This window comes from Arthrobacter sp. ASL1 (assembly GCF_056680475.1).
Map to the genome: position 1 here is coordinate 2,130,885 of NZ_CM155284.1, position 23,378 is coordinate 2,154,262.

Sequence of the window (23,378 nt, forward strand, 5' to 3'; positions counted from 1 at the left end):
TGAGCGCGAAGCCGAACTAGCGTTGGTGTACCCGGCACCGCGAGGAGGTTTCAGATGCGCTTTGGTATCGAAGAGGAGTTCTTCGTCGTCGACCCCGCCACAGGTCATCCAGCGGAGTTGGCCACCGCCGACCGGGAGGACCTGCTGCGGGTCACCGGCGGTGGGAGCGTGACGTCCCCCGAATGGCTGCAGAGCCAGTTCGAAAGCGCCACCCCCATCTGCGAGACCGGCACCGAGGCGCTGGCCTCCCTGGCCGGTTACCGGTCCGCCCTGGGGGCCGCCGCCGCATCGCTCGGGCTATCCGCTGCGGCCCTGGCCACCCCTGCGGATATCCGTCCCGGGCCGGCGTCGATGAGTCCGGGGGCGCGGTACCGGGTCTTCAGCGACCTCCTCCCCGCCCTCGCCGCCGACCAGTACCTGTGCGGCCTGCACGTCCATGTGGAAATCCCCTCTCGGGAGGCAGGGGTCCAGGTCCTGAACTACCTGCGCCGCTGGCTGCCGGTGCTGACCGCGCTGGGCACCAACTCGCCGCTCTGGCGCGGCCGGGACACCGGGTTCGCCGGCTGGCGGACCATCCACTACCGCAAGTGGATCTTCCAGGGGGTGCCGCCGCATTTCGCCAACGCGGCGGACTACGAGGCCCGGCTCCAGCGCCTGCTGGCCCTGCCGGCCGTGCCCGACGCCGGCATCATCGGATGGGCCGCACGCCTGTCCGAGCACTACCCCACCGTGGAGGTCCGGGCGCTCGACTCCCAATTGCGGGCCGACGAATCGGTGCTCTTCGCGCTCCTGGTCCGCGCCCTGGCCGAGGAAGCGTTGAAGATGCCCGCCGCCCCGGACGACATCGCGCCCGAACTCGCCGACGCCGCCATCTGGCACGCCGCCAAATACGGTTCCACCGGCGACCTCGTCACCCTGCCCGGCGGGGCCACCGAACCGATCGAATCGGTGGTGCGGGACCTCCTGGATGTCACCCTGCCGCATCTGCACGTCTCCGGTGATGCCGGTTTTGTGGTCGACGGCCTGGAGATCCTGCTCGCCGAAGGCAATGGTGCCGTCCGCCAGCGTCGCGTCTTCGAGCAGGCGGGTCCGGCCGCCGTGGCCGGCCTCGCTGCCGCGGAGCTCACTGCCGGACGTCCAGCCCGTCCGGCTGCGGATGGCGCGGTCCCACCCGGCTAGGGGATCCGACCACCGCGCTGCCGCGCCGGTGGCACAAAGGGTTGTCGGGCCCCGGCCCTCTCCGATAGGTTTCGAGCGAACCCACATCGGAGGTATCGGTATGGACGCCGAGATCACTTTGCACGTCGATGGACACGAGCGGACACTCACCGTGGACACCCGGACCACCCTGCTGGACGCCCTGCGCGACCGGCTGGGGAACACCTCGCCGAAGAAGGGATGCGACCACGGCCAATGCGGTGCCTGTACCGTCCTGGTCGAAGGCCGGCGGATCAATGCCTGCCTCGCCCTGGCCGTCGCGCACGACGGCGCCACCCTGACCACCGCGGCCGGCCTCGCCGACGAAGCGGACCTGCATCCCCTGCAGCGCGCGTTCCTGGACCAGGACGGATTCCAATGCGGCTACTGCACGCCCGGGCAGATCTGCTCGGCCGTGGGCATGCTGCAGGAGGCCAACGCGGGACACCCCAGCGCCGTCAGCACCGGCGACGGCCCGACGGGCGCGCCGCTGGACGACGAGGAGATCCGCGAGCGGATGAGCGGCAACCTGTGCCGTTGCGGGGCCTACGTGAACATCGTCGCCGCGATCAACCAGGCCCAGGAAGCCGAACCCCAGATCGGGCAGGAATCATGAAGCCCTTCGAGTTCGAACGCGCCACGGACCAGGACGCAGCGGTCGCCGCGGCCACCGCCCAACCCGGTACCCGCTACCTGGCCGGCGGCACCAACCTGGTGGACCACCTGAAACTGGGCATCGAAGCCGCCGACCGGCTCATCGACATCACCCACCTGCCCCTGGACGGGATCCAGGACCTGCCCGATGGCGGTCTCCGGATCGGTGCGATGGTGCGCAACAGCGACCTCGCCGCCCACCCCGGGGTCCGCAGCCGCTACCCGGTCCTATCCCAGGCGCTGCTCTCCGGCGCCTCCGGCCAGCTGCGCAATGCGGCGACCACCGGCGGGAACCTGCTCCAGCGCACCCGCTGCGTCTACTTCCAGGACGCCACCACGCCCTGCAACAAGCGCGAACCCGGCAGCGGCTGCTCCGCCCTAGGCGGCTACACGCGCTACCACGCGATCCTCGGCGCATCGGAGAACTGCCTGGCGGTGAACCCCTCGGACATGTCGGTCGCCCTCGCGGCCCTGGACGCCCGCGTCACCGTGCTCGGGACCGACGGCGAGCGCAGCATCCCGGTCACCGGCTTCCACCGGCTCCCCGGCGACCAGCCCGACCGCGACACCGTCCTGGAACACGGCGAGCTGATCACCGCCGTCGAGCTCCCCGCCCTGCCGGCCGGCACCCGCTCGGCCTACGGCAAGGTGCGCGACCGCGCCTCCTACGCCTTCGCCCTGGTCTCCGTCGCCGCCGTCGTCGATTTCGAGGACGATGGCGGAGCGGGCACCTCCGCGGGACCGCCCACCTTCGGCACGGTGCGCCTCGCCCTCGGCGGGGTGGCGCACAAACCCTGGCGGGCCACCATCGCGGAGGACGCCCTGCACGGCGCACCGGCGACCGAGGAGAACATCCGCCAGGCGCTCGAAGCCGAGCTCGCACAGGCCGTGCCGCTGCATGACAATGCCTTCAAGATCCCCATGGCCCGCAACACGGCCACCGCGGTGTTGCTTGGACTCGCCACCGGCGGCGGCACCGAGACCCCCACACCCCAGAACGGGGAGCAGCCATGACCGCCCAGCACACCGGAACCGCCGGCCAAGACCTCGAACGCATCGCTGGCGTGGCGAAGGTCCGCGGGCTGGCGCCCTACGCGTACGAGCACGTGGTGGAGAACCCGCTCTACCTGCACCCCGTGCAGGCAACCATCTCGCGGGGACGGATCGAGACCATGGACACCACCGCGGCGCAGGCGTCCCCCGGGGTCGTCGCCGTGCTGACCCATCTGGATGCCCCTCGCCTGGCGAGCACCGACGACGCCGAACTGGCGGTCCTGCAGTCCCCGGCCGTCGGTTTCCGGGGCCAGTTCATCGGCGCGGTGCTGGCCGAGACCCCGGAGGCCGCCCGCGAGGCGGCGGCCCTGGTGGAGGTCGGGTATACGGAGGAGCCGCACGAGGCGGAACTACGTGCGGACCGGGATGACCTCTATGCCCCCGAACAGGTCAACGCCGGCTTCCCCACCGACACCCGCGAGGGCGACCCGGAGGCGGCCATCGCCGGGGCGGACGTCGTCGTGGACCAGACCTACACGACCCCCTTCGAGCACAACAACCCGATGGAGCCGCACACCACCGTGGCCCAATGGGTGGGCGACAAGCTGGTGCTGCACGACTCCACCCAGGGCGTCCACCCGGTCCGACGGACCCTGGCTCCCGTTTTCGGGATCGCCCCGGAGAAGATCAGGGTCATCGCGCCGAACGTCGGCGGTGGGTTCGGGTCCAAGGGTGTCCCGCACGCCCACGTGGTCCTGACGGCCATGGCCGCCCAGCGCAGCGACGGCCGCCCGGTCAAGTACGCCCTGACCCGCCAGCAGATGTTCTTCCTCGCCGGCTACCGCACCCCCACCATCCAGCATGTACGCCTCGGTGCCGACGCCTCCGGCCGGTTGTCCGGCATCATCCACGACGTCATCGAGCAGACCTCGCGGATCAAGGAATTCGCCGAGCAGACCGCGGTCCCCGCTCGCATGATGTATGCCGCCGAGCACCGCGCCACCAGCCACCGGGTCGCCAAGCTCGATGTCCCGGTCCCGTCCTGGATGCGCGCGCCGGGCGAGTGCCCCGGAATGTTCGGCCCCGAGGTCGCGATGGACGAACTCGCGGAAGCCTGCGGGCTCGATCCGATCGAGCTGCGCGTGCTCAATGAACCGGACATCGACCCCGAATCGGGCAAGCCCTTCGCCAGCCGGCACCTCGTCGAGTGCCTGCGCGAGGGGGCCCGCCGGTTCGGGTGGGCGGACCGGGACCCGCGGCCCGGGTCGCGGCTGCTCGATGGCTGGTACACCGGAACGGGCGTCGCCAGCGCCACCTACCCGGCACGCCGCCAGACCGGGAACACCGCCCGCATCCGCCACGTCGACGCAGGCCGGTACACCGTCCAGATCGGTGCCGTGGACATCGGCACCGGGGCCTGGACGGCCCTGACCCAGATCGCTGCGGAGGCGCTGGAGTGCAACGCGGCCGACATCGACCTGCAGATCGGCGACACGGAGTTCCCCGTCGCGACGGTCGCCGGCGGCTCCACCGGCACCACCAGCTGGGGAGCGGCGATCATCGCCGCCGCGCAGGCGTTCCGCGACCAACACGGCGACCAGCCCGCCGTCGGAGCGCAGGCCGAGGGCGAGGCCGGGGAGAACCCGGCGGCCCAGGAGTACGCACTGCATTCCTTCGGTGCCCAGTTCGCCGAAGTGCAGGTCCACGCCGATACCGGCGAAATCCGCGCCTCCCGCATGCTCGGGGTCTTCTCCGCGGGCCGGATCATCAACCCGCGGACCGCACGCTCCCAGTTCCTCGGCGGCATGACCATGGGCCTGGGCATGGCGCTGCACGAGAACAGCGTCATGGACCCCCGCTTCGGGATGATCGTCAACCACGACTTCGCGGAGTACCACATCCCCACGAACGCCGACGTCCGCGACATGGAGGCCGTCTGGCTCGACGAGGTCGACGAGCACGCCGGAAAGCTCGGCGCCCGCGGCATCGGGGAGATCGGCATCGTGGGGGCCGCGGCGGCCATCGCCAATGCCGCCTACCACGCCACCGGGATCCGAGTCCGGGACCTCCCGCTGACGGCGGACAAGTTCCTGGCCTGAGGCCCGGCACGCCAGCGGCCTCAATGGATCGGGCTGGCCACCTGGCTGAGGGGTCCTGGTGCGTCCTTGCCGTGCCGTGCGGCGATGATCTCCGCGACGATGGACACCGCGACCTCCTGCGCGGTGGAGGCACCGACGTCGAGCCCGATCGGCGAGCGCAACCGCGCGAGCTGTTCGGCCGTGACCCCGGCGTCCCGGAGCGCCGCGCGGCGTTGGCGGTCGCTGAGGCGCGAGCCCATGGCACCCACGTAGGCGACCCCCAGCGACAGGGCCGCGCGCAGGACAGGGATGTCGAACTTCGGGTCGTGGGTCAGCACGCACACCACGGTGCGCGGATCGATCGTGCCGTCGGCCTGGGCATCCTCGAGGTAGGCGTGGGGCCACTGCACGACGACCTCGTCCGCCTGCGGGTAGGCGGCTGCGTCGGCGAAGGCCTCACGGGCGTCGCACAGCGTGGTCCGGTAGCCCAACGGTTTCGCCGCCTCGATCAGCGCGGCCGCGAAGTCGTTGGCGCCGAAGACCAGCAGCTGCGGAGCCGGCAACCGGCTCTCGACGAACAATTCGGCTGGCCGCCCCTGCATCACCTGGCCGGCGGGCGCCACCCGGATCACCCCGGTATGTCCCGCGCGGATCAGGGGCTCGAGTTGGGCCACCGCACTGCGCGCCATCCCCTCGTCTCCCAGCAGCGACACCAGTTCCGACCTCAGGGAGGCAGCGGCGAAGCCGACCGGGTCCGCGACCAGCAGGGGGTTGCCCCCGGCCCGGTCGATGCGCCGCACCAGCGCCCGGCCGTCCGCGGGGTGGGCAGCTGCCTCGGTGTGGGCAAAGGTGCCCCGCTGCCGTCCTTCGACCGGGGCGCCCGGAACCGAGGGGTAGAACGGCTCGATGAGCACGTCAAGGCTCCCACCACACATCAGACCCACCGCGAACGCGTCCTCGTCGCTGTATCCGAAGTGCTCCCGCCGCGGGACGCCGGCCTCGATGGCCTCCACACACGCCTCGAAAACGGCACCCTCGACACAGCCGCCGGAAAGGCTGCCGCGCACCTCCCCGCCCGCACTGACCAGCATGGAGGTGCCCACCGGGCGGGGCACCGATCCCGAGGCGCCGACGATCGTCGCCACGGCGCACGCCTGCGGCGCCCGGGAGCTGCCCAGGTAGGCCTCAAGATCGGGCAACAGGTCGAGCATCAGCCCTCCCGCCAGTGACTGTCCGGCAGATACGATCCGGCCTGCGGACCCATCTGCAGCATCCTGCCGTCCACGGCCTTGCGCCGGCCCTCGTATCCCCTGTCCAGGAACGGCTCATTGGCCCCGGCGCCGGAGTTGTTCACGAAGACGTCGACGCTGCCGAGTCGGCTGGCGAGCGCGTCGATCACGTCGCCGCACCCCGGGAGGTCCGTGATGTCCAACTGCACGACGGCGGCCCGTTGCCCCGGTGCCTTGACCTCCTCCGCGGTGGCCTCGACGGCGGTGGCCCGCCCGATGCCCGAATCGGAACCGGTGACGATGGCTGTGCGGGGAGTGAACTCGTTCATGGTCCCAGTCTGTCGCGATGCCGGCGAGCCGTCACGCCTTCGGGGGACGGGTCCGCGCCAAGGGGTATCAGCCGCGGCCGCCCGCGGCCAGCCGTGCCGCCGCGCGGAGGTAACCCCGGGTCACGTGCTCCTGGGTGCGTCGGGTCACGGGTGAGGCCGCACGCATCAGCACGTTCGCCGGCAGGGAGTACGCGAAGACCTCGAACCAGACGGAACCGTCGGCCTCCAGCACGGCGGTGAACGATTCCTCGCCCTTCACGGGATGGCCCCGCAGGGTTCCATAGCCGAAGCCGGCACGCCGTGGGGCCACGCCCTCCGGCTCCACCGACCACAGGACCCGGCACGGCGCGGGGACCCGGACTGGTCCGACGCCCATCCCGCTGACCACCCGGATGCCGGGTGCTGCCCGGGCGGTGTCACCCGGCACCGTCAGTCCGGCGCCTCGGTGCAGGTCCCAGTCCAGAATGCCGTCGGCGACCCGCCGGAAGGCGTGCTCGCCGGACCCGACGCGGACCCGTCGCCGCACGGTCCGGTAACCGGCCGGGGCATGCCCGGGCTTCGTGAGTCCGTGCTCGGCATAGGTCAGGTCGGCGGGTTGCCCAATCCGGGCCAGCCGACGCAGGGCGGCCATCTCGCTTGGCTCGTGCTTGCCCAGCGTTTTTCCGACGACGGCCAGCGTGGCCCGGGCGCCGGTCCGCGCGGGGAGGGGCAACCGCCGTCCTCCCGGCAAGTCGATCCCGGGCTTCGCGAGCCCCAATAATTCCCGGTAGCGAGCCGGGAGGGAATCGACGACCGACGCGAAGACCAGCCGATAGCCCGGCAGCAGCAACGGGTCCAGAGGCGGATTCTTCAGGAAGGACACCACTTCGACAGCCCGGGGCCCACCCGCGAGCTGACCCGCGTCGTCGTAGGCCTGCAGTTGTGACCGCAGTTCGGCCTCGGTGCGCGGCGGGTGGGGAACGCCCATGAGCTCGCCCGCTCGCGACCATTGGCCGACGTAGGCATCAGCTCCGCCGAGGCGAGCGGGCAGGGGACCGTTCAAGGCCTCGAAGGACCGCAGGAACGCGTCGGTGAAGGCGAGGTGAACCCACGCGGCGAGATCAGGATCATTGGCTGCGTAGCGCCGCTCCTCACCGCCTCCAGCGACATAACTGCCCGTCACGGGGACATGCAGGTGCCGGACATGATCGCAAGCAGCTCGCGCCGCGGCAGTATCACCATAGGTGACGGTGAAGATCCACCGGATCGTCCCCGCAAGCCGTCCGAGCGGGTCCTCGCGGTAGTTCGAATGCTCCATCACGCCGGCCAGCGCCCCGGGATGGAGAGCCTGGACCAGCAGTGCACGGATGCCAGCGGCGATCGGCGTCATGCCGCCATGGATCTTCCACACGGGCGAATCGGGCGCGAAATATCCGGCGTCCTCGCCTTCGTCCAAGGCGTCTTCCCAGGCGGGCACGCCTTCGGTCTGTCCGGCAAAGGTCAGTCGAAGCCGGTCCCTGAGGGGCGCGATGACATCCATGACGCCGAGCCTACGCCGAACAGATGTCTCCGCTCGCTCCGCCCTGGGCACTTCCCCGTTCCAGTGGATAAGGCCATGACGCACCAAGGGCCATCGCCAGCGCGCGGCCTGTCACCCTACGCGGCTAGGGCCTCAAGAGCACATACTTCAGTTCGTGCCCCAGTGCCTGCGAAATGTAGCCGTAGTCCTTGTCGCAGCTCACGATCGTCGCCGCATGGAGGAGTGCATAGGACGCGATCAAGATGTCCATGGAACCCGCAGCTCTCACGAGCCCGTTTCCCCACAGAGCGGACTGCAGCCGCAACACATCCTCGACACCAGGATCCCGTTCCGGCTGCTTGAGCTTGGTCATGCGGGCGCGGAAGACGTCGTGTTCGACTTTGTTCTGCGCCATGAAGCAGTACTCGAGCGACGCTGGAGGACACGTCATGATGATCCCGCTGCGGGATATCCGTTCGATGTAGTTGGTTACCTCGGTGCTCGAGCCCACGTGAGACCACGCGCTGGCATCGACAATGTACAGCGGAAGGGTTGAAAAGGGCGGCTCCATCTAGCGCTGGACAGGCTCGCCATAGTCGGTGACCTGCGCCGAACGTTGTTCCTCGGTGAGCGGGTTCGCCTTCATTTCCTCGAGCACCGTCTGTTGGTGGCGAAGCGCGATGACTATTTCCAGCGACTTGTCGATGGCTTCGCGCGCCGAACTAACCGACAGGATCTGCTTCGCTTCTTCGATCTTGGACTTGTCCACGTCAACCGATGTGATGGCCACGACCCACTCCCTTCCAGATCCGCGTCTTTATATAGACCAGTATATAACGGTTCGTTCCGCGCCCGCCAGACGTGGCGTGGGAATTGATCCTGACCGCCCCAGCAGGGAGACCCGACTCGGCACATGCTCAGGCCGTACCGGAGGTCCCCGGCCGGCGGTGCAGCAAGAGGGCGACGACGATCCCCATGACGAACCAGACCAGGCCCACGATCAGCGCCAGGTGGGTGGCCGACGCCAGTACGACCACCAGCAACACCGCACCCACGGCCGGAATCACGCCATGCGGGAACCACGTCCCGCGCACGGCGGCCCTCTGCCGCACGAGGTAGTAGCCGATCACCGAGATGTGCAGCAGGATGAATGCCGTTAGCGCCCCGACGTTGACGATCGAGCCGAGGATGTCGAGCCCGTCGGCCCGCGTCGCGGCCCACACCGCAACGACGATGTTGCCGCCAGCGGTGATCAGGATACTGCGCGTGGGTACCCCGGTCCGCTCCGACACCCGTGCCAACGCATGCGGCAGGCGGCGTTCGCGGGCCATGTCCATGATGATGCGGCTGCCGGCCCCTTGGCCGACCATGGCGGCGAACGCGGCGCCGGCTGCCTTGGACAGCGCGAGCAGCCAGTGCAGCCATTCGCCGATGCTCTCCTGGACTGCGGTGTAGTAGGCCGCGCCCTCCAGCGACGGGTCGGCGGCCAGCTCGGCGGGCGTCGTCGTCGACAACAGCGCCCCCACGTAGGTCTGCGCCACGAAGAGCACACCCGCAAAGAGCAGGCAGATCAACGTGGCCCGCCCGACCAGCCGCACGGCGCCCTTGGTCTCCTCCGCGAAAGTGGCCAGCGCATCAAACCCCAGGAAGGACAGGACCGCCACCGACACGGCGGCCAGCACCGCGGCGAGGGAGAACCCGCCAACACCGGTGAACGGGCTGAGCCACGGTCGCTCCGCACCTTGCGTGGCCAGCACGTAAACCCCGCACACCAGCACGATCAGCAGAACGGCGACTTCCAGGAGCACGACGGCGGTGATCACCTTGGAGGCCACCTTCACCCCGGCCAGGTTCAGGGCCGTGGTGGCCATGACGGCGACGGTGACGAACACCCAGATCGGGATGGCCGGGAACAGTGAGTTAAGGGCGATCCCGGTGAACATGTAGGCCACCGAGGGGATGAGCAGATAGTCCAGCAGGATCATCCAGCCCGACACATATCCGGCGCGGGGCCCGATGCCCTCGCTGGCGTAGGCGAACACCGATCCGGCGCGGGGGATCTCCCGCGACATTCGCATGTAGCTGGAGGCAGTAAACGCCATAACCAGCGTGGCGACGACGTAGACCGTGGCCACCGCTCCCCCGGACTTGGCGTCCAGGGTGCCGAAGATCCCAACCGCCGCGGCCGGACCTATGAAGACCAGGCCGAAGAAGACCAGTTGGCCCAGGGAGATGCTGCGCTTCAGCGAACCATCAGTCGGGGCAGGGGTCGACGCGTTGGAGGTCATGGGGCCATTGTGTCGCAGGTGATCACACGCTTCGACGGATCCGTTGCCCGACCCGCCAGCACTTGTCCTCCGCGAGGACCCACTAGCAGGTCGATCACCGTCGGATTCGCCACCAGAACACGTCGTAGAGCCTGTGATTCAGGATGTAATTTACCTTGTGAAATACATGGGGCACGGGGAGGATGGGACTATGACCACCGCCCCGTTCGTCCCTCATACCGGCATTACCGCGTATCGGAATTCACGAACGTGGCCGATTTCGCAGGTCGTCGGTGAATTGCGCGAGATTCTTGGTGCCCGGCTCGTGGCATACCTCGGGGGCGTCAAGGAAACCCGAGCAGTACGTGAATGGGCGGATGGCGTTCGCGAACCCCAATCCGAAGGAGTGCGGCTGCGTCTGCGGGACGCATACCAGATCGCGGCCTTGCTATCGGAAAGGGAGGCCCCCGCGGTAGTGCAGACGTGGTTCATGGGGATGAATCCACAGCTCTCAGATCGTTCACCAGCTCGGTTGCTTCGGGATGGCGCATCTGAACAGTCAGCCGCAGAGGTCCTCGCGGCAGCACGCAGCTTTATCGCCTAGGAATCCATCATGGCGCTCAAGATCGTTCGACCCCCACGTGCGACGGTCTGGAGAATCGGATACCAGCCCGACCCACTAGCATGGGCCGACTGGAGTTACGCCACATATGGGCGCTTCCAGGGCCGATGGGACGACCCCGACGGGCGGTTCAGGACACTCTATTTTGGGGATACTCTCCTCAATTGCCTTGTTGAGTTGCTCGCACATGCACGCAGGGATAAGTACCTAGCTGAAGAACTCGCTGGAATAGACGAGGATCCCGAAGACGCGAAACACTATCGCACGATTGAGCCTGGAAAAGTCGACCGGGCCTGGTTACTCCCGCGATGTGCGGCCGAGGCCACCCTGACCGGCCGGCATTGCGATGTTACGGACAAGGAGACGATCGCGGCCCTCCATCCGCACTTCATCCGCAAGACCCTGGAGGCTGGCCACTACGACTTCGATGCCGCACTGCTGAAGAACGGCGAGGCTAGATCGCTGACACAAGCGGTCGCCGCCTACCTTTTCCTGCAAGACGACGTGGATGGAGTTCGATTCACGTCGCGGCATGGTGAAGACATGGGGCTTTGGTCGGTCTTTGAACAAGCCGAAACGGATTCCCCCACCAGTCCCTACGTTTTGAGAGTCGGGGTGTCGGCTCTCACCGAGGACATGCCTGAGGTCGGGCAGGCATTCGAAGTACTCGGACTTCAGTGGAACGAATAGACGGTACGCGACCGGCAGTGGATCTCCAATCGCCATTCGGGGAGTCCAGATTCAATCCGGCAGTGGCATCATGAGCACATGAGCGAAAACGAGAACCCCAGCCTGCGTTCCATCGAACTGTCCCGGACATCGACTGGCCACTACACCGCCCGAAATGCCGCCGGCGCCGAGCTCGCCTTCGGGCAGGGCGAAGGACTACTCTCCCCCGTTGAACTGCTGTTGGCCGCCATTGCCGGGTGCTCAGCCATCGACGTGGACGTCGCAACCTCGCGCAGCGCCGAACCGACGAATTTTGCGGTCACCGCCTCGGGTGACAAGGTCGTCGAGGAAAGCGGCGCGAACCGCATGGAAAATCTGAATCTTGCGTTCAACCTTGCCTTCAACGACGATGCTGACGGCCGGAAGGCCGCCAGCATGGTGGAGCGCCTCGTCGCCCTGTCGCATGACAAGTACTGCACGGTCTCACGTACCGTCGAGCACGGGACGCCCGTCACCAGCAGCGTCGCTGTCACGACTGGAGGGAAAGGCTAGGCGTCGACCTGGAGTTCGCCCATCCGGTCCCAGCCTTCGCCTTCGATCTGGCGGCTGACGATCTGCGGGGTTTCGGCGAGGGTCGGGCGCATGGCCTCCAAGCCGGCGGCGAAGTGGTCGCTGCGCACATGCGCCTCGCCTGAGCCGTCCTTGAACGCCTCGACAAGCACGAACTCGTTATCGGCCTCGACGCTGCGCGACCACTCGAACCAGAGGTTCCCCTCTTCGGCACGGGTGGCCTCGGTGAAGGGTCGGTTGACCTCGATGAACGAGTCGACGAATTCGGGCTTGACCTTGTACTTCACGACGATGAAAATCATGGATCTACCCTATCCCCGGGCCAGCCCCTTCCAGCCAAGCCGTGCGCGGTCGGCCCTGGGCAGGGCTTCGACGACCAGGTCGTAGGAGTCCTCGATGAGGTCGCGCGCCATCGCGTCGTCGACCGACCCGGAGCAGAGCACGGTATTCCAGTGCCTTTTGCTCATGTGGTAGCCCGGGGTGATCTCCGAATGGACCGAGCGCAGCTGGTCGGCCAGGTCGGGTTCGCACTTCAGGTTCGCGCGCGCCGGATCGGACCCGCCCCAGAGCAGGGCGAACATCTTGGCCGGACTGCCCGGCCGCCCAGCGACCTTGAACACGGTCGCGTCGGGGCCGAAGGGATGGTCCTCGAAGGCGCCCGCCAACTCGAGGCAGGCGGCGCGGAACGATTCGTGATCCATACCCGGCATCCTACGCGTGGCGACGCCGGCACCCGAGGGGGCACCGGCGTCGACCAGGATCCTGTGGTGTGTGCTGGCGGTTTACTTGACGGCGCCCATGGACAGGCCGCGGACCAGCTGCTTCTGCGCCAGCCAGCCGGCGAGGACAACGGGCAGTGACGCCAGGACCGAGGCTGCGGAGAGCTGGGCGAGGAACAGGCCCTCACTGGTCATCTGCGACATGAGGAACACCGGCACCGTGGCGGCCTTCGCGGCGGTGAGGTTCAGGGCGAAGAAGAACTCGTTCCAGGAGAAGATCACGCAGATCAGCGCGGTGGCCGCGATGCCCGGGGTGACCATGGGAATCAGCACCGAACGCAGCGTCTTGATCAGCCCGGCACCGTCCATGGAGGCGGCCTCGAGCACTTCGCCGGGGACCTCCTGGAAGAACGAACGCATCATCCACACCGCGATCGGCAGGTTCATCGCCGTGTAGAGGATGATCAGTGTCCAGATGCTGTCCAGTGCGCGCAGCTGGCCGGAGATGACGTAGATAGGCATGATCACGGCGACGACGGGGAGCATCTTGGTGGAAATGAAGAAGAACAGCACGTCGTTGGTCTTCTTCACCGGCCGGATGCTCAGTGCGTACGACGCCGGGATGGCCAGGACGATGACCAGCAGGGTCGAGACGCCGGTCGCGATCAGCGAGTTCAGGAAGTACGGCCCGGCATCGGAGGAGATGACCGCCTTGTACTGGTCCAGGGTCGGCTCGAAGAAGAAGGCCGGCGGGTTGGAGGCCGCGACGTTCTCCTGCTTGAAGGACGTCATGACCATCCAGGCGATCGGCGCGAAGAAGACCAGTGCAAGGATCCAGGTGACGGTGGTCAAGACGCCGCCGCTGATGACTCCCTTGCGCCGGGGCTTCACGATGTCGCCGCGCCCCGTCGTCGTCCCTTCGCGTTGGGGGTCGAGGGTCGTGGTGCTCATGCCTGCTCCTTGTCGTCGAAGCTGCGGAAGATCACGCGCAGCGCGAAGGTGGCGATGATGATGGTCGCGATGACCACGATGACGCCCATGGCGGCGGCCTGGCCGATGTCGAAGCCCAGGAACGCCCGCTGGTAGATGTAGAAGGGGAGGTTCGCGCTGGCGGTTCCGGGCCCGCCGGCGGTCATCAGGTAGATCTGGTCGAAGGTGTTCACCACGTAGATGGAACCGAGCAGTACCGCCAGTTCTATGTAGCGGCGCAGCTGGGGCAGGGTGACCAGGGTGAAGGTCTTCCACCAGCCGGCCCCGTCGAGTGAGGCGGCCTCGAGCACGTCCTTGGGCTGGGCCTGCAGCCCGGCGAGGATCAGCAGCATCATGAACGGCGTCCACTGCCACACCAGGGCGATGATGACCGAGAGCAGCGGAGCCGATGAGGTGAAGTTGATCGGATCGATCCCGACGAGGCCGATCACCCAGTTGACCATGCCGTAGCTGGGGTTGAGCATCGAGACGCTCCAGAGCATCGAGGAGGCGACCGGCATGATGAGGAACGGGGTGATCAGCAGCGTGCGGACGATGCCGCGGCCCAGGAACTCCCGGTCCAGCAGGACCGCGAAGAGCGTCCCGAGGACCAGTGCGACGGCGACGCAGCACAACGTGATGAGGATCGAGTTGAGTGCCGCGACGCGGAAGGTCGAATCCGAGAAGATGTCGATGAAGTTCTGCAGGCCCACGAAGATGTTGCCGTCGGGACGCAGCAGGTTCCAGGACCTCAGCGAATACCAGATGGTCAGCAGGAACGGCAGCTGTGTCACCACGATGGTGAAGATCAGCGCGGGCAACAGGGGTAACCGGCGGCTCCATCCATCGCGTCGCCGGGCTCGGCGCAGTTCGGCCTCGTCCGGGCCGGAGCCGGAGCCGGTGGCCCCACGCCGTCGCGTTTCGGTCATCGTGCTCATGGCCTAGCCTTCCTTCTGGTAGGTCCGGGCCACGGTGGCCGCGAAATCCTGTGATTGCCGCAGCGCGTCCTCCACGCTTTGGCTGCCGGCGATGGCGGCGGAGATCTGCTGGGCCACCCGGGTGCCGAGGTCCTGGAACTCGGGGATGCCGACGAATTGAAGTCCCGTGTAGGGAACGGGGTTGACCATGGACTTTTCCTGGGTGGCGTTGCCCATGGCCTTCAGCGTCGGGTCGGCGTAGTCCTTGGCGACCTTCGCGTATTCGGGGATCTCGTAGGTGGATTTCCGGCTGCCCGGCGGCAGGCGTTCCCAACCGACGGAATTTCCCACCAGCTTCAGGTAGTCCTTGTTGGTCATCCAGGCGACGAAGTCCCAGGCCGCCTGCTTGTTCTTGCTGGTCTCCGGGATGGCCAGCGCCCACGTGTACAGCCAGCCGGCCGACTCGGTCTCCTTCACCGGGGCCAGGGCGTAGTTCGTCTTGCCGGTCACCAGCGACGATTTCGGGTCCTCGATGGAGGAGACCATGGCCGTGGCGTCATACCACATGGCCGCATTGCCCTGGGAAAAGCGGGTGATGCAGTCGCCGTAGCCGGAGGTCGCGGCACCCGGCTGGCCGTAGGTGCGGACCAGGTCGACGTACCCAGAGACGGCGTCATGGACCTCCGGGGTGTTGAGGGTGGCGTTCCAGCCCTCGTCGAACCAGCGCCCGCCGTAGGTGTTGATGACGGTGTCCAACGGTGCCATCACCTCGCCCCAGCCGGCCAGGCCGCGCAGGCAAATGCCGGCGAAATCCTTCTCCGGATTGTGCAGCTCCTTGGCGAACCCGCGGATCTGCTCCCAGGTGGGCTGCTCCGGCATGTGGAGTCCGGCCTTGTCGAACAGGTCCTCGCGGTAGACCACGAAGGAGGATTCACCGTAGAACGGCACCGAGTACTGTCCACCGTTGTGGGTCAGCGCCTCCCGGATCGTGGGGATGAAGTCCTGGGAGTCGTACCCCTCGGTCTGCTTCATGAACGGATCCAGATTCGTGATCCAACCGTTCTCGGCCCACATGGGCGTCTCGTAGTTGGAGATCATCACGACGTCGAATTCCCCACCCTGGGTGGCAACCGAGGCGGTGATCTTCGCGCGGGCCTCATTCTCCGGCAGGGAGACGAAGCGTACGTCGATGCCCGGATGCTTGGAGCGGAAGTCGTCCATCAACGAGATCGCATCGGTCATCTGCGGGTTGGAGACGATGGCGACGACGAGGCTGGTCTTTCCGCCCGCTGAGGCCTGCCCCGAACAGGCACTGAGACCGGCGGCGGCCATGGCGCCGACTCCGGCTCCGATGAATCCCCGGCGGCTGAGGGAGAGATCCCGAATCGCCATTGCTTGCTCCTCGCCCGAGCGACGAGTGATCGCTCATATGATGGTTGTCAAGTGCTCATTTGTTATGTGACTCTAGTCATATAAGATCATTTGAGCAAGACATGCAACTCACATGAGTTCGGCGCGTTGCTGCGTCGCCGGGAGACGAGGTAGGCCACATGCCTGAAGGGCACGAGGAGACGCTGGCGCAAATCGCCACGGAGTACTACCTCGAGAATGCATCAAAAGTCGAGATCGCCAAGACCCACGGGATCTCCCGTTTCCAGGTGGCCCGCTATCTCGACGAGGCCCGCCGGGAGGGGATCGTGACGATCACGATCCGTCGCCCGGCCACCCTTCCAGCCGATGGGACCGCGTTGGCGGTGGCATTGGGTATCACCTCGGTCACCATTGCCTCGATTCCCGACGGGGCAGTCGATGCCCGCGACCGGTTGGCCCGCGCGGCGGCCGGCATCGTGGCAGGGGTCGTCACCGAGGGCAGCCGCCTCGGGGTGTCCTGGTCGCGGACGCTGCAGGCCATGGCCGGCCATTTGCCGACGCTTCCTGGATGCGACGTCGTCCAACTGGCCGGCTCCATAGCCGTGACGGGGGGCGGCGGTTCCGGCTCGCTCATCCACCGGCTGGGACAGGTGGCCGGAGGCAGGACGTGGCCACTTCCCGCACCCCTGATCGTGGAGACCGCCGAAACCGCCGCGAGCCTGCGCCGGCAGCCGGAGATCTCCGATGCCCTGCGCGCCGCCGACGAGCTCGACGTCGCGGTCGTCGCCCTCGGCGACTGGGGGCCGGGCAAATCGACGGTGTTCGAGCGGGTCTCCCCCGCCCAGCGGAAGGCCGCCACCGCTGCCGGGGCCATCGCCGAGTGTTCCGGCCGCCTGCTGGCCGCCGATGGCTCGGCGGCAGATGGCGGCTTGGACGACTGCGTCATCGCGGTCAGCTTGGAGCAGCTCACGTCCACCCGGCAGGTGGTCCTCGTGGCCCCGAGCGAGGACGGTGTCACCGGCGTGCGCGCCGCGGTCGCTGCCGGGATCGCGAACCACTTGGTCATCGGGCCGGCCCTGGCGCTCCGGTTGGCCGAAGACCTCGGCCTGTCCTCCACCCATCCCACCGAGCACGAGGGAGACACTGCGTGAGCCACGTCGTCGTCGGCATCGACTCTTCAACGCAATCCTGCAAGGTCCTGGTCCTGGACGCGGCAACGGGTGGGGAGCTGCGTTCGGCCAAGGTGCCCCACCCCGACGGGACCAGCATTGACCCGCGCATCTGGGCTGACGCCCTGCAGCGGGCCTGGCGGCAGGCCGATCCCGGATCCGCGGGTACCGTCATCGGCGTCGGGCTCGCGGCCCAGCAGCATGGCATGGTGGCGTTGGATGCCCATGGCGAACCGGTCTTCGACGCCCTGTTGTGGAACGACACCCGCAGCGCCCCCGAAGCCGCCGCCATGGTCACCGACCACGGCGCCGCATTCTGGGCCTCGGAGGTCGGCTCCGTTCCGGTGGCGTCCTTCACCCTGACCAAGCTGGCCTGGCTGGCCCGGCACGAACCCGCCGCGGCGGCGCGGGTCCACCGGGTCGTGCTGCCGCACGACTACCTCAACCACGTGCTGACCGGGCGGTGGTTCACCGACCGGTCGGACGCCAGCGGGACCGCCTACTACCATCCGGAGACCGGGTACCGGGAAGCGCTGTTGCACGAATATTTTGGCAAGCTGCCAGAACTCCCCGAGGTCATCGCCCCCGGAGCCTCGGGCGGGCGGCTGCTGGTTTCCTTCGGGGCCGGCGAACCACCCGTCTCCGCCGGTGCGGGCGACAATGCCGCAGCAGCACTGGGGCTGGGCATGCAGGCCGGGGAGATCGCGGTGTCGATCGGCACCTCCGGGACGGTGTTTGCCTCCGTTCCGGATCGACCCACCGCGGACCCCACCGGATCGGTCGCCGGATTCGCCGATGCCACCGGCGGGTACCTCCCGCTGCTGGCCGTCATCAACTCGGCCCGGGTCATGGCTTCCACGGCCGAACTGCTCCGCGTCGAGCTGCCCGAGTTCGATGCGCTGGCCTCCTCCGGCGACCCGCTGGCGGGCGGGCTGAACCTGATGCCGTACTTCGACGGGGAACGGACGCCGAACCTGCCCGATGCGACCGGGAGTCTGACGGGGTTGAGCCGGGCGTCACTGACGCGGGAGAACCTGGCGCGGGCGTCCGTGCTTTCCGTGGTGAACTCCCTCGCCGACGCTGCGCAGGCCCTGTCGGAGGCATCCGTTCCCGCCCGGCGGGCACTGTTGATCGGGGGCGGCGCCCGGTCAAAATCGTTGTGCGCCATCGCGCCGGAACTGCTGGGCATGGAGGTCGACGTCCTGGAGGCCGGCGAATACGTGGCCCTCGGCGCGGCCAGGCAGGCCGCCTGGGCCGCTACGGGCGAGCTGCCCGCCTTCGAACGACGTATCGAGACCCGGCTCAGCCCCTCGGGCGAGGCATGGGGAGCACAGTCCCGCAAGCTCTACGCCACCGAACGCACCCGGTTGTACGGGGTATAGCCACGCACCCACGCGGTGCCTGACGAAAGGAAACAATCCCGATGGATGCTTCGAGTGTGACCTCCAGCGGCGGCTGGTGGCTGGCCCTGGCGATCGTGACCGCCGGCCTGGCCGAGACCAAGGGCAGGCGCCGGTGGATCTGGTTCGTCCTGGGGCTGCTCCTCGGGCCGATCGCGACGGCGCTGGTGGTCATCTGGGACCGCCCAGCGGTTTCGCAGGCGCCCCCGGTGCAGTAGACGAACGACCAGTCCCCGCCTACTTCCAGCCGTCCTCGCGCAGGGTGCGGAGCAGAGCCAGCGCCCCGCCGTCGTCCAGGATGGCCAGCGCCTCCAGATACGGCCCGGTGAAGTCCTCGCGCCCGGCGAGGTCGCCAAAGAGCTCGGGATCGCGCAGGAAGGCCAGCGGATCCTCGTCCTGCGCTGCTGCCGCGGCCATGACGCGGTCGCGGAGCCGGTCCACAACCTCGATGGGTTGGCCGGATTCGTCGATCCCGCGGGCATAGCGCGCCCAGGAGGCGACGATGGCGGCGCTCAGGCGCACCGCCCCGCCGTCGGACAGGTTGGCGCGGATGACCGGGACCAGCCACGTGGGGATCCTGTCGGAGGATTCGGCGGCCAGACGGGCGAGGGTGTCCTGGACCTGTTCGTTGGCGAAGCGCTCGATGAGCTGGTGCCGGTAGGCGTCGAGGTCGATGCCGGGGACGGGCTTGAGCGTGGGGGTGGCCTCGCGCTCCATGTAGGCGAGCAGGAAGTCGATGAAGAGCGGGTCGCCGCAGGCCTCGTGGGCGAAGCGGTAGCCGGCGAGGTATCCGAGGTAGGCAATGCCCTGGTGGCTGCAGTTGAGCAGGCGCAGCTTCATCAGCTCGTAGGGTTCGACGTCGTCGACGAGCTGGACCCCGACCGATCCCCAGTCGGGGCGGCCGGTGGGGAACTTGTCCTCCAGGACCCACTGGACAAAGTCCTCGCAGACAACCGGCCAGGCGTCCTCGACCCCGTATTCGATGGCGATGGCGTCCCGGTCGGCGTCGGTGGTGACGGGGGTGATCCTGTCGACCATGCAGTTGGGGAAGGGGACGTGCTCGATCATCCAGGCACCGAGTTCGGGATCCTTCAACGTGGCGAAGGCCGCGAAGACGCGCGCTGCGAGGTGGCCGTTGCCCTGGATGTTGTCGCAACTCATGATCGTGAACGGTGCAGTGCCGGCTGCGCGGCGGCGGCGCAGCGCCTCGGTGACGAAGCCGAACGTGGTGGTCGGCACGGCGCCGTCCGCCAGGTCCGCGGCGACCGCGGGGGTGCCGGCGTTGAACTCGCCGGTGGAGGGGTTGTAGTTGTAGCCACCCTCGGTAACGGTCAGCGACACGATGCGCACGTCCGGGTCCACGAGTTGGGCCAGCACGGCCTCCGGGTCGTCGGGGGCGTAGAGGTAGCGGGCGATCGAGCCGATGACACGGGCGTCGCGGCTTCCGTCGGGGGCCTTTTCCACGAGTGTGTAGAGCCCGTCCTGGTCGGCGAGCGCGTCGCGCATGCGTTGGTCGTGGGGCATCAGCCCGACGCCGCAGATCGCCCAGTCCAGGTCGTGGCACGCGTTCATCAGCCGGTCCAGGTACATGGCCTGGTGGGCGCGGTGGAATCCACCGACGCCGAAGTGCACGATGCCGATGCGTCGTTGGGCCAGATCGTAGCCGGGCACGGAGACCGTGTCGTTGAGGGAGGACAGGCTCCCGGCGTTCAAACGCGTCATGGCAGGCTCCAATCGTGATGTGGCTAACACGGCGAGCATAACATATGAGCAATTTGGTCTACTCATATGAGCGTCGGAGCGTATGGAGGGCCCCGCTGCCGGGCTTGCTAGGGTTGGGCAGCGTGAGCCGACCCATCCCGCCGAAACGCGACAGCGTCTGGAGCGCGCCCGGGATGCCGGCGCTGCTCCTGCTGACCGCCGCGGGTTTTTCCGGCTACGCGGCCCTGCTCTCCGTCGCTCCGCTCTGGGCGGTCCGCGGAGGCGCCGACGCCGCCGGTTCCGGGTTCGTCAATGGGGCGCTGCTGCTGGCGACCGTCCTGACCCAGGGGCTGGTCCCCCGCCTGCTGGACCGCTTTGGGACGACGCGCGTGCTCGGTGCCGGCCTGCTCCTGTTGGGTGGACCGAGCCTGTTGCTGTTGGTCTCGGACCAGCTGGGCTGGATCCTAGGGTGGTCCATCGTGCGCGGAGTCGGCTTCGGCATCCTCACCGTCACCGGGTCCGCCGCAGTGGCCCTGCTGGTCCCGCCAACCCGGCATGGGGCCGCCATCGGCGCCTACGGTGCTGCCATCGCCGTCCCGCAATTGCTGATCCTTCCCGCCAGCCCCTGGCTCGCCGACGCCGTGGGGTTCTGGACGGTCTTCGCCCTCGGCACCCTGCCGCTGCTGGGCATCATCGCCACCCCGCGCCTGGCACGGGTTCTGCACGAGGACCGGCCACATGCCCCTAGTGCCGACACCGCGGCCACCACCAGTGCCGCGGCCCCCGCCGCAGGCAGCCGCCGTGTCCCCGCCGGGTTGCTTCGCCCCATGCTCCTACTGCTCGGCGTCACCCTGGCCGGCGGCGCCCTGATCACGTTTGCCCCGCAGTTCAGTTCAGTGCCCGCGGCTACCGCGGGCGGGCTGGTGCTCCTGACCGCGACCGCGGCGCTCAGCCGCTGGAAGGTCGGCGCCCTGGCGGACCGGTATGGAGCACATCGCTTCCTCTGGCCGCTGGTGCTGTGCACCGTCGTCGGCCTGGGCCTGGCCGCAGCGGCGGTCCGTGATCCCGACTCCACCGGAGTCCCGCTGCTGCTGGCCGCGATGGCCCTGGTCGGCATCGCCTACGGCGGACTGCAGAACCTCACCCTCCTGCTCTCGCTCTCCGCGGTGAAACGCCACGAATACGGGACGGCCAGCGCCGTCTGGAACATCGGATTCGACGCCGGAACCGGGCTGGGCTCGGTGCTCGTGGGGATGCTCGCTGCGGGTTTCTCCTTCCCCACCGCCCTGCTCGTCGCGGCCGGGCTGTCACTGGCCACCCTGCCGCTGGCCCTGCGGCGCCGTTCGGGACCGTCCGTGCCCTGACGGCCGGTCCCGGGGCACGACGGCGGCCGATGCGGTATCGCGGGGCGCCACTCCTTATGCTGTGCTCATGGGAACGACCGAAGACGCCGTCGATGGCGCACGCGAGGCAGCGCATAGCCAGTGGTTCGAGCGCGCAGCGCGACTGGGCTACATCGCCAATGGGGTACTGCACCTGACGTTGGGATTGCTGGCGGTGAACGTGGCCCGTGCCGCCGGCGCGGAGGCCAACCAGTCGGGCGCCATCGCCGCGCTGGCGAAACAACCCGGTGGCGTCGTCCTGATCTGGATCTGCGCCCTGGGCGGCATGCTGCTGGGGGTGTGGTGCCTGGCCCAGGCGGTCTTCCCCGGCGGCGACGGGACCCGCTACCGGATCAAGCAGGCGGGCATCGCCGTCGTCTTCTTCGCCGTCGGCACCACCTTCATCCGCCATGTGGTGGGCAGCAACAAGGACTCGTCGCAACAAAGCAGCACGGCCTCCAGCGTGCTGATGTCCTCACCGGTCGGCAGCGTGGCCCTGGTCATCGCCGGTCTGGTCGTCATCGGGATCGGCGGCTACTTCGTCTACCGCGGGGTCTCCCGGAGTTTCCAGAAGATCCTCCGCCCGCAGGAGAACCGGGCCATGCGCTTGATCGTGAACGGATTCGGCACGGTGGGGTATATCGCCAAGGGGCTGGTCCTGGCGGCGGTCGGCCTGTTGTTCATCGTCGCCACGATCCAGCACGACCCGCAGGACGCCACCGGCCTCGACGGGGCGCTGAAGGCGGTCCGTGACCAGCCCGCCGGCCCGGCCGCACTCTTCGCCATCGCGGCGGGGATGATGGCCTATGGCATCTTCCTGTTCCTGCGCTCCCGCTACGACGAGATGGAATAGGCCCCGCTTCTACTCGAAGAGGATGTTGCGGCGTTCGATGGCCGGGCAGGCATCCATCACCACGTCGAGTCCCGCCGCCGTGGCCCGGGCCGCCGCGGCCTCGTCGACGACGCCGACCTGGAGCCAGACGGCCTTCGCACCGATTTCGATCGCCTGGTCGACGATGGCCCCGACCTTGCTGGAGTTCACGAAACAGTCCACGACGTCGATGCTCCCGGGGATCTGGTCCAGCCGGGTGTAACCGCGTTCGCCGTGCACGGTATCGCCCTTGAGCGACACCGGGACGATGTCCATGCCGAGCTCGTCGCGGACGATGCGGGCGACCCCGACGGCCGCCCGCATCGGGTTGTTGGACAGCCCGACGATGGCCCAGCGGGCCGGGGTGGTCAGCAGGCGGCGGATGGTGTCCGGGTCGTTGATATGGGGCGCGCGCAGTTCCGGCCCGCCGATTCCGGCCCCGCCCAGTACCGGTTCGCGCAGGACGGGTTCGGACAGCACCGGGTCACCCACATTCAGGACCGGTTCGGTAGTGCCCGTCGCGGGGTCACCGGTGCGCAGCTGCGGGTCGGTGTTGCCCAACGGCGGCCCCTCGACCTCGGGGACGACCGGTTCGGGGATCTGCCCCGGGCGGGTGGACTCGCCGAGGAGGCCGGCGGGCAGGCCACCGTCCGCGACGCCATGCCCCTCCTGGGGGACGGCCGGGATCTCGACGTCGGCGATGTCCGGTTCCGGGATGTCGACGTCGGGGATCTCCACATCGGGGACACCGGCCAATTCGGCCTCGGACGGGT

At 68.3% G+C, this 23,378-nt stretch carries 25 protein-coding genes; 12 read left to right on the plus strand and 13 right to left on the minus strand.

Annotated elements, in window-relative coordinates:
* Positions 1 to 54 precede the first annotated feature (54 nt).
* The 4 genes from AC1MEQ_RS10025 to AC1MEQ_RS10040 all read left to right on the plus strand — a co-directional run bounded on the left by AC1MEQ_RS10025 (position 55) and on the right by AC1MEQ_RS10040 (position 4,943).
* Complete coding sequence (locus AC1MEQ_RS10025; protein WP_479790336.1) at positions 55 to 1,179, plus strand: carboxylate-amine ligase; 1,125 nt, start codon at positions 55 to 57, stop codon at positions 1,177 to 1,179.
* A 100-nt stretch (positions 1,180 to 1,279) separates the two neighbouring features.
* On the plus strand, positions 1,280 to 1,813 hold the full coding sequence (locus tag AC1MEQ_RS10030) for a 2Fe-2S iron-sulfur cluster-binding protein (protein ID WP_479790337.1): 534 nt from the start codon (positions 1,280 to 1,282) through the stop codon (positions 1,811 to 1,813).
* Positions 1,810 to 2,865: an FAD binding domain-containing protein gene (locus AC1MEQ_RS10035; protein WP_479790339.1), complete on the plus strand. Its 1,056-nt coding sequence runs from the start codon at positions 1,810 to 1,812 to the stop codon at positions 2,863 to 2,865. The genes AC1MEQ_RS10030 and AC1MEQ_RS10035 overlap by 4 nt, the downstream gene beginning before the upstream one ends.
* Positions 2,862 to 4,943, plus strand: a complete 2,082-nt coding sequence (locus AC1MEQ_RS10040) for a xanthine dehydrogenase family protein molybdopterin-binding subunit (RefSeq protein WP_479790341.1) — start codon at positions 2,862 to 2,864, stop codon at positions 4,941 to 4,943. Before AC1MEQ_RS10035 ends, AC1MEQ_RS10040 begins: the two co-directional genes overlap by 4 nt.
* A 20-nt stretch (positions 4,944 to 4,963) precedes the next feature.
* On the opposite strand, the gene AC1MEQ_RS10045 is transcribed toward AC1MEQ_RS10040, so the two are convergent.
* The 6 genes from AC1MEQ_RS10045 to AC1MEQ_RS10070 all read right to left on the minus strand — a co-directional run bounded on the left by AC1MEQ_RS10045 (position 4,964) and on the right by AC1MEQ_RS10070 (position 10,266).
* Positions 4,964 to 6,133 carry an XdhC family protein gene (locus AC1MEQ_RS10045; RefSeq protein WP_479790343.1) on the minus strand — a complete coding sequence of 390 codons (1,170 nt, stop codon included), beginning with the start codon at positions 6,131 to 6,133 and terminating at the stop codon, positions 4,964 to 4,966.
* Positions 6,133 to 6,480 carry an SDR family NAD(P)-dependent oxidoreductase gene (locus AC1MEQ_RS10050; RefSeq protein ID WP_479790345.1) on the minus strand — a complete coding sequence of 116 codons (348 nt, stop codon included), beginning with the start codon at positions 6,478 to 6,480 and terminating at the stop codon, positions 6,133 to 6,135. Before AC1MEQ_RS10050 ends, AC1MEQ_RS10045 begins: the two co-directional genes overlap by 1 nt.
* A 67-nt stretch (positions 6,481 to 6,547) precedes the next feature.
* Positions 6,548 to 7,999, minus strand: a complete 1,452-nt coding sequence (locus AC1MEQ_RS10055) for a DUF1990 family protein (protein ID WP_479790347.1) — start codon at positions 7,997 to 7,999, stop codon at positions 6,548 to 6,550.
* 124 nt (positions 8,000 to 8,123) lie between these two features.
* Positions 8,124 to 8,549, minus strand: coding sequence for a PIN domain-containing protein (locus AC1MEQ_RS10060; RefSeq protein ID WP_479790348.1), 426 nt, complete (start codon positions 8,547 to 8,549; stop codon positions 8,124 to 8,126).
* Complete coding sequence (locus AC1MEQ_RS10065) at positions 8,550 to 8,768, minus strand: hypothetical protein (protein WP_479790350.1); 219 nt, start codon at positions 8,766 to 8,768, stop codon at positions 8,550 to 8,552.
* Between the two features lie 127 nt (positions 8,769 to 8,895).
* On the minus strand, positions 8,896 to 10,266 hold the full coding sequence (locus tag AC1MEQ_RS10070) for an APC family permease (RefSeq protein ID WP_479790352.1): 1,371 nt from the start codon (positions 10,264 to 10,266) through the stop codon (positions 8,896 to 8,898).
* Positions 10,267 to 10,456: 190 nt separating this feature from the next.
* Here AC1MEQ_RS10070 and AC1MEQ_RS10075 point away from each other — a divergent pair, with 190 nt between their 5' ends.
* The 3 genes from AC1MEQ_RS10075 to AC1MEQ_RS10085 all read left to right on the plus strand — a co-directional run bounded on the left by AC1MEQ_RS10075 (position 10,457) and on the right by AC1MEQ_RS10085 (position 12,088).
* Entirely contained in the window at positions 10,457 to 10,849 is a 393-nt protein-coding gene (locus AC1MEQ_RS10075) for a hypothetical protein (RefSeq protein ID WP_479790354.1), read from the plus strand.
* A 9-nt stretch (positions 10,850 to 10,858) separates the two neighbouring features.
* Positions 10,859 to 11,557 carry an RES family NAD+ phosphorylase gene (locus AC1MEQ_RS10080; RefSeq protein WP_479790356.1) on the plus strand — a complete coding sequence of 233 codons (699 nt, stop codon included), beginning with the start codon at positions 10,859 to 10,861 and terminating at the stop codon, positions 11,555 to 11,557.
* Between the two features lie 78 nt (positions 11,558 to 11,635).
* Positions 11,636 to 12,088, plus strand: a complete 453-nt coding sequence (locus AC1MEQ_RS10085; protein WP_479790358.1) for an OsmC family protein — start codon at positions 11,636 to 11,638, stop codon at positions 12,086 to 12,088.
* Here AC1MEQ_RS10085 and AC1MEQ_RS10090 read toward each other — a convergent pair.
* The 5 genes from AC1MEQ_RS10090 to AC1MEQ_RS10110 all read right to left on the minus strand — a co-directional run bounded on the left by AC1MEQ_RS10090 (position 12,085) and on the right by AC1MEQ_RS10110 (position 16,103).
* A complete protein-coding gene (locus tag AC1MEQ_RS10090) occupies positions 12,085 to 12,408 on the minus strand; it encodes a putative quinol monooxygenase (RefSeq protein ID WP_479790360.1) in 324 nt (107 codons plus the stop codon). The two genes, AC1MEQ_RS10085 and AC1MEQ_RS10090, sit on opposite strands and share 4 nt — an antisense overlap.
* A 9-nt stretch (positions 12,409 to 12,417) precedes the next feature.
* Complete coding sequence (locus AC1MEQ_RS10095; RefSeq protein ID WP_479790362.1) at positions 12,418 to 12,807, minus strand: MmcQ/YjbR family DNA-binding protein; 390 nt, start codon at positions 12,805 to 12,807, stop codon at positions 12,418 to 12,420.
* Positions 12,808 to 12,888: 81 nt separating this feature from the next.
* Positions 12,889 to 13,776, minus strand: a complete 888-nt coding sequence (locus AC1MEQ_RS10100; protein WP_479790364.1) for a carbohydrate ABC transporter permease — start codon at positions 13,774 to 13,776, stop codon at positions 12,889 to 12,891.
* A complete protein-coding gene (locus AC1MEQ_RS10105) occupies positions 13,773 to 14,732 on the minus strand; it encodes a carbohydrate ABC transporter permease (RefSeq protein ID WP_479790367.1) in 960 nt (319 codons plus the stop codon). The genes AC1MEQ_RS10100 and AC1MEQ_RS10105 overlap by 4 nt, the downstream gene beginning before the upstream one ends.
* A 3-nt stretch (positions 14,733 to 14,735) precedes the next feature.
* Entirely contained in the window at positions 14,736 to 16,103 is a 1,368-nt protein-coding gene (locus AC1MEQ_RS10110) for an ABC transporter substrate-binding protein (RefSeq protein WP_479790369.1), read from the minus strand.
* 158 nt (positions 16,104 to 16,261) lie between these two features.
* Here AC1MEQ_RS10110 and AC1MEQ_RS10115 point away from each other — a divergent pair, with 158 nt between their 5' ends.
* Genes AC1MEQ_RS10115 through AC1MEQ_RS10125 form a run of 3 tightly spaced genes read left to right on the plus strand, consistent with a single transcriptional unit; the run spans position 16,262 to position 18,869 of the window.
* Positions 16,262 to 17,233 (plus strand): sugar-binding transcriptional regulator, encoded by a 972-nt coding sequence (locus AC1MEQ_RS10115; RefSeq protein WP_479790371.1) that lies wholly within the window; start codon positions 16,262 to 16,264, stop codon positions 17,231 to 17,233.
* Complete coding sequence (gene xylB / locus AC1MEQ_RS10120) at positions 17,230 to 18,633, plus strand: xylulokinase (protein WP_479790373.1); 1,404 nt, start codon at positions 17,230 to 17,232, stop codon at positions 18,631 to 18,633. Before AC1MEQ_RS10115 ends, xylB begins: the two co-directional genes overlap by 4 nt.
* Positions 18,634 to 18,674: 41 nt before the next feature.
* Positions 18,675 to 18,869: a hypothetical protein gene (locus AC1MEQ_RS10125; protein ID WP_479790376.1), complete on the plus strand. Its 195-nt coding sequence runs from the start codon at positions 18,675 to 18,677 to the stop codon at positions 18,867 to 18,869.
* 19 nt (positions 18,870 to 18,888) lie between these two features.
* On the opposite strand, the gene AC1MEQ_RS10130 is transcribed toward AC1MEQ_RS10125, so the two are convergent.
* A complete protein-coding gene (locus AC1MEQ_RS10130) occupies positions 18,889 to 20,373 on the minus strand; it encodes a mannitol dehydrogenase family protein (protein WP_479790379.1) in 1,485 nt (494 codons plus the stop codon).
* A gap of 122 nt (positions 20,374 to 20,495) precedes the next feature.
* Here AC1MEQ_RS10130 and AC1MEQ_RS10135 point away from each other — a divergent pair, with 122 nt between their 5' ends.
* Both AC1MEQ_RS10135 and AC1MEQ_RS10140 read left to right on the plus strand, forming a co-directional pair.
* Positions 20,496 to 21,716: an MFS transporter gene (locus AC1MEQ_RS10135; protein ID WP_479790381.1), complete on the plus strand. Its 1,221-nt coding sequence runs from the start codon at positions 20,496 to 20,498 to the stop codon at positions 21,714 to 21,716.
* 67 nt (positions 21,717 to 21,783) lie between these two features.
* Entirely contained in the window at positions 21,784 to 22,587 is an 804-nt protein-coding gene (locus tag AC1MEQ_RS10140) for a DUF1206 domain-containing protein (protein WP_479790383.1), read from the plus strand.
* 9 nt (positions 22,588 to 22,596) lie between these two features.
* On the opposite strand, the gene AC1MEQ_RS10145 is transcribed toward AC1MEQ_RS10140, so the two are convergent.
* Positions 22,597 to 23,022, minus strand: a complete 426-nt coding sequence (locus AC1MEQ_RS10145) for a CoA-binding protein (protein ID WP_479796107.1) — start codon at positions 23,020 to 23,022, stop codon at positions 22,597 to 22,599.
* Between the last annotated feature and the right edge of the window lie 356 nt (positions 23,023 to 23,378).